This is a genomic window from Herminiimonas aquatilis (assembly GCF_042665175.1).
Taxonomy (GTDB): domain Bacteria; phylum Pseudomonadota; class Gammaproteobacteria; order Burkholderiales; family Burkholderiaceae_D; genus Oxalicibacterium; species Oxalicibacterium aquatilis.
On record NZ_JBHTCC010000001.1, the window covers coordinates 1293659 to 1307575 of the forward strand.

14 protein-coding genes are annotated in these 13917 nt (G+C 53.6%); 7 read left to right on the plus strand and 7 right to left on the minus strand.

From position 1 onward, the window contains the following. Nucleotides 1-146 precede the first annotated feature (146 nt). Both ACFQO0_RS05940 and corA read left to right on the plus strand, forming a co-directional pair. Nucleotides 147-1019 carry a M15 family metallopeptidase gene (locus tag ACFQO0_RS05940; protein ID WP_382233092.1) on the plus strand — a complete coding sequence of 291 codons (873 nt, stop codon included), beginning with the start codon at nt 147-149 and terminating at the stop codon, nt 1017-1019. 173 nt (nt 1020-1192) lie between these two features. Then, nucleotides 1193-2158 (plus strand): magnesium/cobalt transporter CorA, encoded by a 966-nt coding sequence (gene corA, locus ACFQO0_RS05945; protein WP_382233093.1) that lies wholly within the window; start codon nt 1193-1195, stop codon nt 2156-2158. A gap of 75 nt (nt 2159-2233) precedes the next feature. Here the strand turns inward: corA and ACFQO0_RS05950 are convergent, their stop codons facing one another. Further along, the gene (locus ACFQO0_RS05950) at nt 2234-3859 is read right to left on the minus strand and encodes an NAD(P)/FAD-dependent oxidoreductase (protein WP_382233094.1); all 1626 of its coding nucleotides are present in this window, start codon (nt 3857-3859) and stop codon (nt 2234-2236) included. Between the two features lie 433 nt (nt 3860-4292). Here ACFQO0_RS05950 and ACFQO0_RS05955 point away from each other — a divergent pair, with 433 nt between their 5' ends. The 3 genes from ACFQO0_RS05955 to ACFQO0_RS05965 all read left to right on the plus strand — a co-directional run bounded on the left by ACFQO0_RS05955 (nt 4293) and on the right by ACFQO0_RS05965 (nt 7479). Then, on the plus strand, nt 4293-4790 hold the full coding sequence (locus ACFQO0_RS05955; RefSeq protein WP_382233095.1) for a chemotaxis protein CheW: 498 nt from the start codon (nt 4293-4295) through the stop codon (nt 4788-4790). A gap of 95 nt (nt 4791-4885) precedes the next feature. Then, a complete protein-coding gene (locus tag ACFQO0_RS05960) occupies nt 4886-6598 on the plus strand; it encodes a methyl-accepting chemotaxis protein (protein ID WP_382233096.1) in 1713 nt (570 codons plus the stop codon). A 347-nt stretch (nt 6599-6945) separates the two neighbouring features. Further along, on the plus strand, nt 6946-7479 hold the full coding sequence (locus tag ACFQO0_RS05965; RefSeq protein ID WP_382233097.1) for an SET domain-containing protein: 534 nt from the start codon (nt 6946-6948) through the stop codon (nt 7477-7479). A 74-nt stretch (nt 7480-7553) separates the two neighbouring features. Here the strand turns inward: ACFQO0_RS05965 and sugE are convergent, their stop codons facing one another. Together sugE and ACFQO0_RS05975 are read right to left on the minus strand one after the other, a co-directional pair. Next, complete coding sequence (gene sugE, locus ACFQO0_RS05970) at nt 7554-7874, minus strand: quaternary ammonium compound efflux SMR transporter SugE (RefSeq protein ID WP_382233098.1); 321 nt, start codon at nt 7872-7874, stop codon at nt 7554-7556. A gap of 646 nt (nt 7875-8520) precedes the next feature. Further along, complete coding sequence (locus ACFQO0_RS05975) at nt 8521-9087, minus strand: DNA-3-methyladenine glycosylase I (RefSeq protein ID WP_382233099.1); 567 nt, start codon at nt 9085-9087, stop codon at nt 8521-8523. A 227-nt stretch (nt 9088-9314) separates the two neighbouring features. Here ACFQO0_RS05975 and ACFQO0_RS05980 point away from each other — a divergent pair, with 227 nt between their 5' ends. After that, the gene (locus ACFQO0_RS05980) at nt 9315-10577 is read left to right on the plus strand and encodes a TIGR03862 family flavoprotein (protein WP_382233100.1); all 1263 of its coding nucleotides are present in this window, start codon (nt 9315-9317) and stop codon (nt 10575-10577) included. Nucleotides 10578-10662: 85 nt separating this feature from the next. Here ACFQO0_RS05980 and ACFQO0_RS05985 read toward each other — a convergent pair whose 3' ends face one another. Both ACFQO0_RS05985 and ACFQO0_RS05990 read right to left on the minus strand, forming a co-directional pair. Next, on the minus strand, nt 10663-11682 hold the full coding sequence (locus ACFQO0_RS05985; RefSeq protein ID WP_382233101.1) for an AI-2E family transporter: 1020 nt from the start codon (nt 11680-11682) through the stop codon (nt 10663-10665). Between the two features lie 25 nt (nt 11683-11707). After that, on the minus strand, nt 11708-12184 hold the full coding sequence (locus tag ACFQO0_RS05990; protein WP_382233102.1) for a CreA family protein: 477 nt from the start codon (nt 12182-12184) through the stop codon (nt 11708-11710). A 253-nt stretch (nt 12185-12437) separates the two neighbouring features. Between ACFQO0_RS05990 and ACFQO0_RS05995 the strand changes: the two genes are divergently transcribed. Further along, nucleotides 12438-12740, plus strand: coding sequence for an antibiotic biosynthesis monooxygenase family protein (locus tag ACFQO0_RS05995; protein ID WP_382233103.1), 303 nt, complete (start codon nt 12438-12440; stop codon nt 12738-12740). Between the two features lie 130 nt (nt 12741-12870). Here the strand turns inward: ACFQO0_RS05995 and ACFQO0_RS06000 are convergent, their stop codons facing one another. Both ACFQO0_RS06000 and ACFQO0_RS06005 read right to left on the minus strand, forming a co-directional pair. Continuing rightward, nucleotides 12871-13209 carry a DUF3144 domain-containing protein gene (locus ACFQO0_RS06000; protein ID WP_382233104.1) on the minus strand — a complete coding sequence of 113 codons (339 nt, stop codon included), beginning with the start codon at nt 13207-13209 and terminating at the stop codon, nt 12871-12873. A gap of 229 nt (nt 13210-13438) precedes the next feature. Further along, entirely contained in the window at nt 13439-13891 is a 453-nt protein-coding gene (locus ACFQO0_RS06005) for a thioesterase domain-containing protein (protein WP_382233105.1), read from the minus strand. Nucleotides 13892-13917 lie beyond the last annotated feature (26 nt).

Below are 13917 nucleotides of genomic sequence, written 5' to 3' on the forward strand. Positions count from 1 at the left end.
GCAACAATAGGGGAAGCCGCCATTCTACGCCGCCAGCCTGAATATCGTTCGCTTTGCGCACATACGGTTGTCATCTCTTTCTATAATGGGCAATTCATTCGCGCCGCCCGCCCCATGCAGCGCGACCATTTCAAAAAGAATAATTCATGCCATCTTTATTCACGTCCCTGTCACTCCGCATCACCGGATCTTGCCTGCTGATATTTGCTGTAATGACAAGTCATGCAGAGACCACGCACCCGGCATCGTGGATAAGCGAAGTCGATGCGGCCATGTGCCAGACACTGCGCGAGATGGACGTATTGCATAAAAGCGCGCCAGTCAGCTGCGCGCAACTGCGCATCGTGCATTTTTCCTATCTGGGATTTGATGGCAAGGTACATGATGACGGCGCCGTGATGGTGATGGCGGCGCTGGCCGATCATGTGCAAGCGATATTCGCGACGCTATTGCAAAGAAAATTCGCGCTCGCCGGTGCGCAATTGATGCAGCATTTTCGCGGCGACGATCTGGCTGCGATGCGCGCCAACAATACCTCCGCCTTCAACGACCGCGCGGTGACCAATGGCAGCGCGCCGTCGCTGCATGCGTATGGCGCAGCCATCGATATCAATCCGGTACAGAATCCATTCGTGCAATTTGAAGAGGCCGGCAAAGCGATCTATTTACCCCCGGCGGGTATCACTTACGCCAATCGGCTGGCGCTGCGGCCCGGCAAATCCGCCCGCAAAGGAATGGCCGAAGAGGTGGTGGATATCTTCGCCAATCACGGTTTCCTGATCTGGGGCGGCGATTGGGATGCGCCTATCGACTATCAGCATTTTCAGATCAGTCGCCTATTGGCTAAAAAGCTGGCCGCGTTGCCAGCCGCCCAGGCGCAGGGCGTTTTCGATGACTATGTGAAAAATTACCGGCGCTGCGCGGGCAGCAGCAAATCTGTCGCCGCCGCAGAAAGCCGCAATCTGGCAAAAATCAACGCGGCAAAAACAAAATGCATGCAAGCTGCCGACAAACCTTGAGCGCCGTCAACCGTCGGCTGGCGGCAACGTTAGTCAAACATGTCCTTCAGGTTTTGCGCGCACTGTACTGTGCCAAATGCTTGACGGAATGCTTGACGAACAGGCAGCCAGCGCGTGTACACTCGCGCATCGACGACTAATCAAAGTCGCACCCATTCCGGAGATTGTTGTCCATGCTTATCAACTGCGTCGCTTATCAAGACGGCACTAAACTATCCGATATCCCGATCGAGGAAATCAGCGATTACCTGCAGCGTCCCGGCTGCTTTGTCTGGGTTGCGCTGAAGGATGCAGAGCCGGCCGAACTCGAACAGATGCAGCAGGAATTCAATCTGCATGAGCTGGCGGTCGAAGATGCACGCAACGGCCATCAACGCCCGAAAGTGGAAGAGTACGGGGACTCGCTGTTTGCCGTCGTCAAAACGGCTGAAATGGTCGAAGGCACCGTGCATATCGGCGAGCTCGATATCTTCGTCGGTCCCAACTATATTTTGTCTGTGCGCAACCGCAGCGCGCAAGGCTTCCTCGGCGTGCGTGCCCGCTGCGAGCAAGAGCCTGAACAATTGCGCAAAGGTTCAGCCTTCGTTCTGTATGCCTTGATGGATGCAGTCGTCGATCGCTACTTCCCAGTGGTCGAAGCACTGGAAAGCGAACTGGAATTGATCGAGGCAAAGATTTTCAACAAGGGTTCGCAGCGCGCCAACATCGAACGGCTGTACGAGCTCAAGCGCGAAGTGGTGATGCTCAAGCATGTGGTGGCACCACTGATGGAAGCCGTCGGCAAACTGTATGGCGGCCGCGTGCCCAACCTGTGCGAAAGCACACGCGATTATTTCCGTGACATTGGCGATCATCTGTATCGGATCAATGCGCTGGCCGATGCCTTCCGCGAAACCATCGCCACCGCGATCCAGGTCAACCTGTCTATGGTGACGATTGAAGAAAGCGAAGTGAATAAACGCCTGGCCGCATGGGCTGCAATATTTGCGGTAGCCACAGCCTTCTTCGGTTTATGGGGAATGAACTTCAAGTTCATGCCGGAGCTGGAATGGAAGTACGGTTATCCAATTTCCGTCTTGATGGTATCCAGTGTGTGCGGCTATCTTTACTATCGATTCAGAAAATCTGGCTGGTTGTAGATCGGCAGTTTCGACATTCATGTGTGCAATAAAAAACGCCGCTATCAAGCGGCGTTTTTTATTGATGGCAGCACCTTACCTGGTGGTGCCGCGCTTGACGCCTTCCAGCATGCTGAGCGCCAGCGCTTCCGCTACGCGTATGCCATCTATCGCAGCCGACATGATACCGCCCGCATAACCCGCGCCTTCGCCAGCCGGGAACAAGCCGCGCGTGTTGATGCTTTGCAGATCGTCGTCATTGCGCTTGATGCTGATAGGCGAGGACGTGCGGGTTTCCACGCCAGTCAACACGGCATCATTCATCGAAAAACCCTTGATCTGTTTTTCAAACGCCGGCAAGGCTTCGCGTATCGCGGCGATCACATAGCTCGGCAATGAGGTATTCAAATCGCCCAGCTTCACGCCCGGTTTGTACGATGGAAGCACAGAGCCAAATTCAGTCGAAGGTCTATCGGCGATGAAGTCGCCCACCAGCTGGCCGGGCGCATCGTAGTTGCCGCCGCCCAGTTCAAACGCGCGCTCTTCCCATTGACGCTGGAATTCCATGCCGGCCAAGGGATCGCCAGGATAATCGGCCGGCGTGATGCCGACCACGATACCGGCATTGGCATTGCGTTCGTTGCGCGAATACTGGCTCATGCCATTGGTGACGACGCGCCCCGGTTCCGATGCAGCGGCAACTACCGTGCCGCCCGGACACATGCAAAAACTGTAAACCGAACGGCCATTGCTGGCGTGATAAACGAGCTTGTAATCGGCGGCGCCCAGCACCGGATGGCCGGCATTCGGCCCCAGACGGCAGGCGTCGATCAATGACTGCGGATGCTCGATGCGAAAGCCGATGGAAAACGGTTTAGGCTCCAGATAAATGCCGCGTGCATGCAGCATCTTGAAGGTATCGCGCGCGCTGTGGCCGATCGCCAGCACGACGTGATCGGTGGCGATATGCGAACCATCGGCCAACTTGAGGCCACACACTTTGCCGTCTTCAATTTCGATGTCATCGACCTTGCTCTCGAAACGGAATTCGCCACCCAGCCTGACGATTTCTTCACGCATCAGCTCGACCATTTTCACCAGACGGAAGGTGCCGATATGCGGCTTGCTGACGTACATGATTTCCGGCGGCGCATCGGCCTTGACGAATTCCATCAATACCTTGCGGCCATAATGCTTGGGATCTTTAACCTGGCTCCACAACTTGCCGTCGGAAAAAGTCCCGGCACCGCCTTCACCGAATTGCACATTCGATTCCGGATTCAATTCACGTTTGCGCCACAGCCCGAAGGTATCCTTGGTGCGTTCACGCACCTCCTTGCCGCGCTCCAGAATGATAGGGCGAAAGCCCATTTGCGCGAGTATCAGTGCCGCGAAAATCCCGCAGGGACCGAAACCGATCACGACCGGACGCATCGTCAGATCGGCCGGCGCCTGCGCAACAAAATGGTAGCTGGTGTCAGGGGCAATCGTGACGTGACGATTGCCTTGCAGGCGCTTCGCGTGTTTGTCCTGATCGCGGATCTCGACGTCGAGCGTATAGACCATCACGATCGCATTCTTCTTGCGCGCATCGTAACCGCGACGAAATACCGTGTGCGCGATCAGATCGTCGGCCTTGATGCCGAGGCGCGCAATGATCGCGGCCAGCAGGTCTTCTTCGCTATGGTCTAAAGGGAGTTGAACGTCAGTGAGTCGCAGCATGCTTGTGTCTAGCCAATCTTGTAAAAATCATCTGCCGCCAGGGTGGATGCGGTCGGCAGCGCGCTATTTTACTCCAGTCGTTTTTATTCAATAGAGTGAAAGGCCGCACGCAGATGCTGAGCTACAAAATCCGGCCGCCTGCACTGACCCGCGAGGCGTGACAATATTTAACACTTTCTTGCGACCGCGCTTTTTTCAGTGAAATTTGCACTGAAATAGACCGGGGTTTCTCCTGAGACAACACTGCTTTATCGTCTGCGCAACGCCGGCGTTTTTATATGCGGCAATTAGCCTGCGTTGCATTGACTCTCGGAAACTAATTGTTTATGGTAAATGACGGCAACCTAGTCCTGTACTGGTTTGCCGGTGTAGATCCACTCAAATAAAACAGACGTTCTTAGAACGCATCACAGAGACTGGGAAAGGAGTGCACATGAACGCAATCGCGAGCAGCGCACCATCTGTCAATGCAACAAACGGCCCACTGGAATTTTTATCTTTCACGCTGGGCAAAGAAGAGTACGGCATCTCGATTCAAAAAGTTCAGGAGTTGCGCGGTTACGATACCGTCACACGCATCGCCAACACACCGGAGTTTGTCAAAGGCGTCGTCAATCTGCGCGGCATCATCGTGCCTATCGTCGACATGCGTATCAAGTTCAGCCTCGGGTCACCGACCTACGATCAATTCACCGTCGTCGTGATTCTGAATGTCGCCGGCCGCGTCGTCGGCATGGTAGTCGATAGTGTGTCGGACGTGATCACCCTGACGCCCGAAGAAATCAGGCCCGCGCCAGACATGAACAGTGCGATGGCATCCGATTATCTGGTCGGCCTGGGGACGATAGGCGAACGCATGCTGATCTTGATCGACATCGACAAGTTGATGTCCAGCGCCGAAATGGGTTTGGCTGATCCAAGCCTCGCTTGAGCACACCCCTGGATCACAAGGACGGCACCCGCAAAACAATCAAGGTTACACATCCTTGATTGCATTGACACTCATCTGTTTGTTTAGAGACTGACATGCTAAAAAATATAACCATCAAATCGTTGCTCTTGTTCGTCATGGGCATACTTTCCATCCTGCTGGTCGCGATCGGCGTACTCGGCTTGACTTCACTGGACACCACCAACAAAGCCTTGAAAACAGTGTATGAAGACCGCACTGTTTCGCTCGGACAGTTAGATACCGTCATCACCATGCTTACGATCAATCAACTGGATCTGGTCACCTCGGTTTACGGCGATCCGGGTCAAGTGATCCCTAAAATGGATGCGATTGAAAAACGCTCGAAAGTCATTGATGCTGCATTCGCTGCGTATGCAGCAACGGCAGCCACGCCAGATGAGAAAATACTTTCCGATAAATTCGCGCAGGATCGTGCGATATTCGTCGACAAGGCATTAAAGCCAGCCATTGCAGCTTCACGCGGCGGCAATGTGTTGCGTGTGACCGAAATCGTCAACGGCCCGATGGAAGAATTGATCGTCCCGGTAAGAGCTGGCGCATCAGCACTCATCGATATTCAATTACGCGTAGCGGAAAAAGAATTTGAAGATTCGCAACAACGCTTTGTCATGGTGCGCAATGTTTCGATTGCTGCGATCATCTTCGGCGTGCTTCTGGCGGGCTTCATGGCGTTCTGGCTGATCCGTCTGATCGCACGTCCGCTGGCCGAAGCAGTAAAGATTGCGAAGAGCGTTGCGGGCGGCGATTTGACCCAGCAAATACATGTGGATTCGACCAATGAGACCGGTCAACTGTTGCAGGCACTCAAGGAAATGAACGAGAGTCTGTCCAATACCGTCGCCACTGTGCGTCACGGCACAGAAACCATTACGGTCGCTTCCGGCGAAATCGCCTCCGGCAATGCCGATCTGTCCAGCCGTACCGAATCGCAAGCCGGCTCGCTGGAAGAAACCGCCAGTTCGATGGAAGAATTGACTTCGACGGTGCGCCAGAACGCCGATAACGCGCGCCAGGCAAATCAACTGGTTGTGTCAGCCTCCGAAGTGGCAGTCAAAGGCGGCAGCGTGGTGAGCCAGGTCGTCACGACCATGGGCTCCATCAAGGACAGTTCACGCAAAATTGTCGACATCATTGGCGTCATAGACAGCATTGCTTTCCAGACCAATATCCTCGCGTTGAATGCCGCGGTAGAGGCCGCGCGCGCGGGCGAACAGGGTCGTGGCTTTGCGGTGGTGGCAAGCGAAGTCCGCAATCTGGCGCAACGCAGTGCCAGCGCCGCCAAAGAAATCAAGGCTTTGATCGACGATTCAGTAAGCAAAGTCGATGTCGGCAGCAAGCTGGTTGATCAGGCAGGCAGCACGATGGAAGAAATCGTCAATTCGGTCAAACATGTAGCCGACATCATGAGCGAGATCACGTCTGCCAGCCAGGAACAAAGCGACGGCATAGAGCAGGTGAATCAGGCCATTAGCCAGATGGATGAAATGACACAGCAAAATGCTGCATTGGTAGAGCAGGCAGCAGCGGCGGCGCAAAGCATGCAGGATCAGGCAGTCGAATTGTCGCGTGCGGTCAGCATCTTCCGCCTGAGCGGCCATAGCGCGCCGCCAGCGCCGATCGCCAAGCGTGCCGCATCAACCCTGTCGCAAACCAAGCCCAAGGCAAAAGCAGCCATCGCTGCGCCAGCGCAAAAACGTCTGACCACAGAGAGTCCGCAAAAGCCTGTGACAGCAGACAAGAGCGGTGACGACTGGGAAGAGTTTTAAACTGCACGCGTAACAAACAACGGGCTGATCGTTCGGCCTGTTTTCGATATGCGTTTCAACACACGATGCATGCACATCAGTCCATCTGGTTTGCATGCATTTTCCATTCGGCAAATCGATATTCCGCTGCGCCAGCGATGATGCTGCGCCTGGATATTGCCTCAACACTTGTGGGATGGCGGGTGGCACGCAATGAAAGCCTGCCTCAGCGCGGATAAAAAGGCGGCGTGGTAATTGTTCTTGCACCGGGTTTGATAGACAATGGTGCGCTTGGCAATTGGAATGCCGCTTGCCAGCGACAGTTGAACCTGAATCTTTCCGCGTCCTCATTTTTCACTGAATTGAACATGACCTCATTGAGCAAGAAAAAAGCCGCTCCATCCTCGGACAAGCTACCTTTTATAGTCAGAAATTCCCCGATACACGGACGCGGCGTCTTCGCCACGCGCAACATCCCTGCGGACACTTTCCTGATTGAGTACGAAGGGGAGCGGATCAGTGACAAGCAGGCAGCCAAGCGACACGGCCTGGACCCGGAAAATCCTTATCACACGTTTTTCTTCAGCCTGGAAAGCGGCAAGATGATCGACGGCGGCGTCGATGGCAGCGATGCACGCTGGATCAATCACGCATGTGAGCCAAACTGCGAAGCACGCGAAGAAAAGAAACGCGTCAACATCTATGCAATCCGCGACATCAAGCGCGGGGAAGAACTGAACTACGATTACGGTCTGGTGGTGGAAGATCGCCAGACCAAGGCTTTGAAAAAAGCCTATGAATGCCGCTGCGGTGCCGAAACTTGCCGTCACACGATGCTGGCACCGCCAGCAAGAAAGCCGCGCAAGAAAAAAGACAAGGCAAAGACCGGCAAAAAGGACTGATGAAATAAAAAGGCGGGTGACTTCACGGTCCCCCGCCTTTTTTAACGCTGATGTCCCGCACTTAAATCTGGCAATTAGCCAGGGCTGAATATCTTCAATCCGACAATTCCACTGACAATCAACAGAATGCAGATAATGCGCGCCACAGTCGCCGGCTCACCCAGCAATATCATCCCCAGAGTAACGGTACCCACCGCGCCTATTCCGGTCCACACGGCATAAGCCGTCCCCACCGGGAGCGTTTTCATCGCAAACCCCAGCAACAAGATACTGATCACCATCGCCGTCACCGTGCCGACAGTCGGCCACAACTTTGTAAAGCCATCGGTGTATTTGAGCCCGATGGCCCATACAACTTCAAACAAACCTGCAACCACAAGAATGAGCCAAGGCATATTTGGTTTCCTCACATTGCCGAGGCCGTCCCCGATTGAAGATGGAGCAGTAGGGTCGTCCCCACGTCCTGGAGTGAAATTATGTGCCATGAAAACACATGTTTGCTTGTCGGCAATCGAGGTTAACGACGCGCAATCAAATCTTAGCAAAGAATGCAATATCTGGCAGGAGCTACAGGAATGTTGAATCGACTGAAACAGCGATGGAGGGAAAATGAGGATTTTTGTTTATAGAGCAGCAAGTAAAGCCACACATATTCACAAATGGAATATCTGATATTGGAAATTGAAATTGGTGCGACCAGGCAACACTCCCTATAATTCAGTTGTCTCCTCTATGTCTCCTCCTTTGATATAGATTTAGCCCGCCTTCTTGCGCGGGCTTTTTTTTGCCCGCTTGATTTTGCCCGCAAATATTACCGAATATTGCTGCAATAACAAAATCGCGAAGCGCGCCAACCTAACAGCAAATGATATTCACAAATCGAATATCGGATATCAGAAAAGAGAATTGGCCTTGGTCATGGGTGCCACCCTATACTTCGGTTGTCTCCTCTATGTCTCCTCCTTTGATATAGATTTAGCCCGCTCCCGTAGCGGGCTTTTTTTTGCCCGGACGCCTGACACTCCATCGACAGGCTTGTGTCTAGGGTGCCTTATAGCAGAAACAATCTTTTGCATGATCGTTCACCATGCCAATCGCTTGCATGTAAGCGTAGATGATGGTCGAGCCGACAAACTTGAAGCCGCGTTTGGCAAGGTCTTTTGATAACTGGTCCGACAAAGGCGTCTTGGCTGGCGTTTCACTGATGCTCTTGCGCTTGTTCAAAAGTGGTTTGCCATCCACATATGCCCATAAAAACGGATCCAGGCCACCAACTTCTTCACGCAGCCGCAGATAGACCTGCGCATTGTTGACGGTCGCGGCAACTTTCAGGCGGTTGCGCACGATGCCGGCATTGGCCAGCAGTTCGGCAACTTTGCGGGCGTCGTAACGCGCAATTTTTTCTGCATCCCATTGATCGAAGGCGATGCGATAGTTCTCGCGCTTGTTGAGGATGGTTGACCAGCTCAGGCCAGCTTGCGCGCCTTCCAGATTCAACATCTCAAATAAACGTGTTTCATCGTGGCAAGGCACGCCCCATTCTTCATCGTGATATTTAAGATAAAGCGGATTGTCCGGATTGGCCCAGCTGCAGCGTGTAATCGTCATGATAGGTATGGTGTCGAAAGGATGATTTGCATGGCAAAACATTATCGCCGATACGCTGTGCGCCGGCAGCATGCACTATTTAATCGCTTGTACAAATTTCTGCCTTGGTCAAAAATGGCGCCTTGGTTCGACGCCGGTAACTTGTAGCGGGATCCGAGCTCGTCCCGCTCGTCCATCCGCAACTGAACCACCGGCACTCCATCAGCCCTCACCCACTTCATACTTGCATGCCTTCCGAAAAAAAATCACAGCATAGAGTCGCCGTCATTGGCGGCGGCCCAGCCGGATTAATGGCGGCGGAAGCATTGATTGCTCAAGGTATTGCCGTGGATTTGTACGATGCGATGCCATCGGTAGGGCGCAAGTTTTTGCTGGCCGGCAAAGGCGGGATGAACCTGACGCATACTGAAGAGAGTGCGGCATTTTTCTCCCGCTACGGTACACGCGAAGCGCAGATCACGCCGATGCTGCAAGGCTTCGGCCCCGAAACCCTGCGCGCATGGGTACACCATTTGGGCATTCCCACCTTCGTCGGCTCTTCAGGTCGCGTATTTCCAACGGATATGAAAGCAGCCCCTCTGTTGCGTGCATGGCTCAAACGCCTGCGCGATGCCGGTGTCGCGTTTCACATGCGCCATCGCTGGCTGGGTTGGGATGAAGCGCGTCATCTGCGCTTTGCCACGCCAGAAGGTGAAATCGCCCTTCACGCCGATGCCGTCGTGCTCGCATTGGGCGGAGCGAGCTGGGCACGACTGGGTTCCGATGGTGCATGGCTGCCGCTGTTGGTACAACAGGGAATAGATGCTGCGCCTTTGAAGCCTGCCAACTGCGGTTTCGATATCGCGTGGAGTGAACATTTCAGGCAGCGTTTTGCCGGACAGCCAATCAAGTCGGTGATCGCGAGTTGTATCGCGATCGATGGCAGCGAAACCAAACGCCAGGGTGAATGCATGGTCACGGCGACCGGGATTGAAGGCGGTTTGATTTATGCACTATCGGCTCCGCTACGCGAACACATTGCAAAGTACGGCAATGTCATATTGCACCTTGATCTGGCACCGGGCAAAACATTAGAACGCGTATTGGCCGAGGTTGCTTCCGGACGTGGCTCGCGCTCGATGGCCAGCCATTTGCAAAGTAAGGTCGGGATTACCGGAGTGAAGGCTGGCTTGCTGCGTGAATGCGCGAGCAAGGAAGATTATGCCGATCCCCGGAAACTGGCGCATGCCATCAAGGCTTTGCCGCTCACACTGCATGCGACACGCCCGATAGATGAAGCGATCAGCAGTGCAGGCGGCGTCATGTTTGAAGCGCTGGACGAACACCTGATGGCGCAAAACATGCCGGGCGTATTCTGCGCCGGCGAAATGCTGGACTGGGAAGCGCCAACCGGTGGCTACCTGCTCACGGCCTGTTTTGCCAGCGGTCGCAGCGCCGGTCTGGGTGCGGCGACGTGGCTGCAAGCAAAAATGGTGGAATCGGCCGACTAAGCGACTGATTCAGCCGAAGAATTCAACCGTCGATGAAACGGCTGTAAACGGAGTCTGTAGAAGCCGACTGCGGAATCCGGCTGCGCTAAACCATCCCCTTATCCATCAGTTCCTTCTTGACGTAGGCATAGAACACCGGCGCGGCAATCACACCCGGTATGCCGAAGATCGATTCCATCACCAGCATTGCAGTCAATAATTCCCAGGTGCGGGCATTGATGTGGTGCCCGATGATTTTCGCGTTCAGGAAGTATTCCAGCTTGTGTATCGTGATCAGGAATAACAAAGAGCCGAGTGCCGTGTGCAATGAATGCGACAAGCCGATTACCACGATTATCGTGTTTGAAATCAGATTGCCTATCACCGGCAGCAAGCCGACGAAAAAGGTCACCAGAACCATGGTTTTGCGCAAAGGCAGCTCAATGCCGGCGAGCGGCAGAATCACGATCAGGTAAATGCCCGTCAATACTGCATTGATGGCAGCAATCCGTACTTGCGCAAATACGACGTCGCGAAACGCGGCATGCAGGGCCACCACGCGTAGATGCAGGGCGGCAGCCAGCGGCTGATAACTGCGGGTTCTTGTCGTGTCATATAGTGCGGACATCGCACCGATGATCATGCCGATCAGGATATGCGCAATCGTGCGGCCTGCTTCACTGCCCATCGAGCGTGCTTCCAGTGCATGCGTGCGCAACCAGTTGGTCATCATGTCGCTCAACGCCTGCGCATCAACCGGAATGTAAGCGGCCAGCCATGCCGGTATCTGGCCGCGCGAGGCCTCCAGAATATCTGCCATTTTTTGCAGTAACACTGAAATTCTGCCGGCATCGCTTTGCAAAAAACGAATGCAACCCCAGATCGCCACCACCAGAAAAGTCACAATCAGAATGCTCAACAAGGCTACCGCCAATACCTGTGCCCTGCGGCCCACCAGATTTCTGCCCAGCTTGGGAGCCAGCAATTGCACCAGCGAATACACCAGCAAGCCGGAAAACAGCGCCGCCAGCAAGCCCTGATGCAAGACCAGAAACAGTGCCATGCCTGCCAGCAGATATGAAGCAATCTGTATGTAATACGAATTGGATTTGGATGGAACAGACATGGAGGCGCCGATAGAGGTGAATGTATTATTTCAATGGAATAGGATTATTGCGCGGTACCGGCACGGCCGTCACACCATTCTTCGGGCTACCTTCAATCAATCTGTCGGAATACGTCAGATACACCAGCGTGTTGCGCACCGGATCAACCACACGCACTATATGCAGCCGTTTGAACAAGATTGATTGTCGCTCCGAAAACACATCTTCCTGCTGTGGCAATTTGACGGTGAACTGCAGTACATCGCCCACCTGGCGACAGGCGATAGACGCATCCGCCGTATCTTCTGCCAGGCCGACAGTACCGCTGATGCCGCCGGTACGTGCGCGCGACACAAAGCAGGATACGCCTTTCACTTTTGGATCGTCATAGGCTTCAATCACGATGCGATCGTTCTTGCCCAGAAAACGGAAGACCGTGCTGACTTCGCCGATCTCCTCTGCATGCCCGGGCATTGCAAGGGCGCTTGTCATCAATAGCGTTGCCATAAAAATTTTTCGCATACCATCTCCATTTTTCGCCGCAAGTGTTCATCCAGGTTGAAAGCGCATATCCGCCGTGTCGCGGACTGTGCAGTCGGCCTGCCATTCAAAGCAGACAGGTTACGCACATAGTCGGCAACTGAACAGCCATGTATGTAAAGTACCGCGAAACAAGTTCGTGCATGGCGCAACAAGCTGCGACAACGGAATCGGATGCGGCGGGCGGGCCAAAATGTCATAATTCCGCATCCATTCATCTCTACAGGAACCGCTCATGATTCTCGAACTCGTTGATATCCGCATCCAGCCCGACAAGCAAACCGAATTTGACGCCGCCGTGCAGCGCGGACTGGAACAAGTCATCGCCAAAGCAAAAGGCTACAAGGGACACGTCATCAACAAATGTATAGAGACGCCCGAGCGCTATGTAGTTCAGATTTACTGGGAAACACTGGAAAATCATACTGTCGATTTCCGCGAATCGCCGGCGTTTCAGGAATGGCGCGGCATCGTCGGCCCATTCTTCGCTGGCCCGCCTGCAGTGGAACATTTTCATCAATTGTCGAAATCGGCTTGATCCGCAACTGGTAGAGCGCCGGGCCACACTGGCCTGAGCATCAATACGCATAAAAAAACCTCGCAACTGCAATTGCAGCCGCGAGGTTTTTTTATGGTGCAAGCATCACGCTCACATTATCAAAAACTGATCAGCCCTTTTCAGGATGATAGCTTTTGAAATTTTCTGCATAGTCGCGGAAGTTTTCACGCAGCATCTTTTCATATTCAGTACGGAAGTAAGCAACCGCACCCTCAATCTGATCCTTGAATGTGGCTTCCGAAGGCGCATCGCCTGACGCCACGAACGCGCCGAAACGGGCGCTCGCGTACATCATCGAAGCACATACCTGACCCGCTGCTGCGCCTTTGGAATTTTCGTTCGCCAGCTGAATGAAGGTATCCGCCATATCCCAAAATTTTTGATTCGGATCCGGCGGTGCCGGTGGTTTACGAGATATATCTTTGGCTTTGAAGTTGTCGTCGCTCATGATGATTGTCTGAATTGGAGTGTTAAATAAAAATGCATGAAACCAGCGGCCTTACATATCGAGCCTTTGGTGTGCAGCCCCGCATAAGGCGGTATTAAGCGAGTGATGAGCGGAGTGATTCAGCACTGCATTCTGCGTTTGCAGCACTATAGCGCAAAATCGAAATGGCATGATTGATCCAGGCCACGTTTGGCTAAAGTTGCAAAGCACAGTCATTACCGCGACATGCTTACTGCGCCTCGGTTGCAAGTGCGACAAACTCACCCTGCAGCCGCCCGACCTGCTGCCCTTCATGTTCCAGCACTGCAGTGACTGAAATACGCGCTCGACCTTTGCGCACCAAAGTACGGATAAAGCGCGACCAATCGGCGTCATTTTCAATAAACGAGCGCGCAGTGAACGTACCGTTGATCGGCAATAGATAGTTCATCGTGTTGCTTTGAATAACCAGCTGACTATTGATGGCGGCGCTTTTCAGTTTTGTATGCAGTAAAGACCATGCTGCCAGAATCGCGACGGCAGATGCACTGCCACCAAACACGGTTTCCTTGTGATTGATATTCGGCGCGAGCGGTGCGCTCAGAACAACTTCGTCAGTCTTGACACTCACCACTTCTACCTGCATCGCTTTGGATAGCGGAATGTGATCGTGCAGATATTGCTGCACTGCCTGTTCATTCAAGTTTTTCTCCACATGCTCTTGAGCAT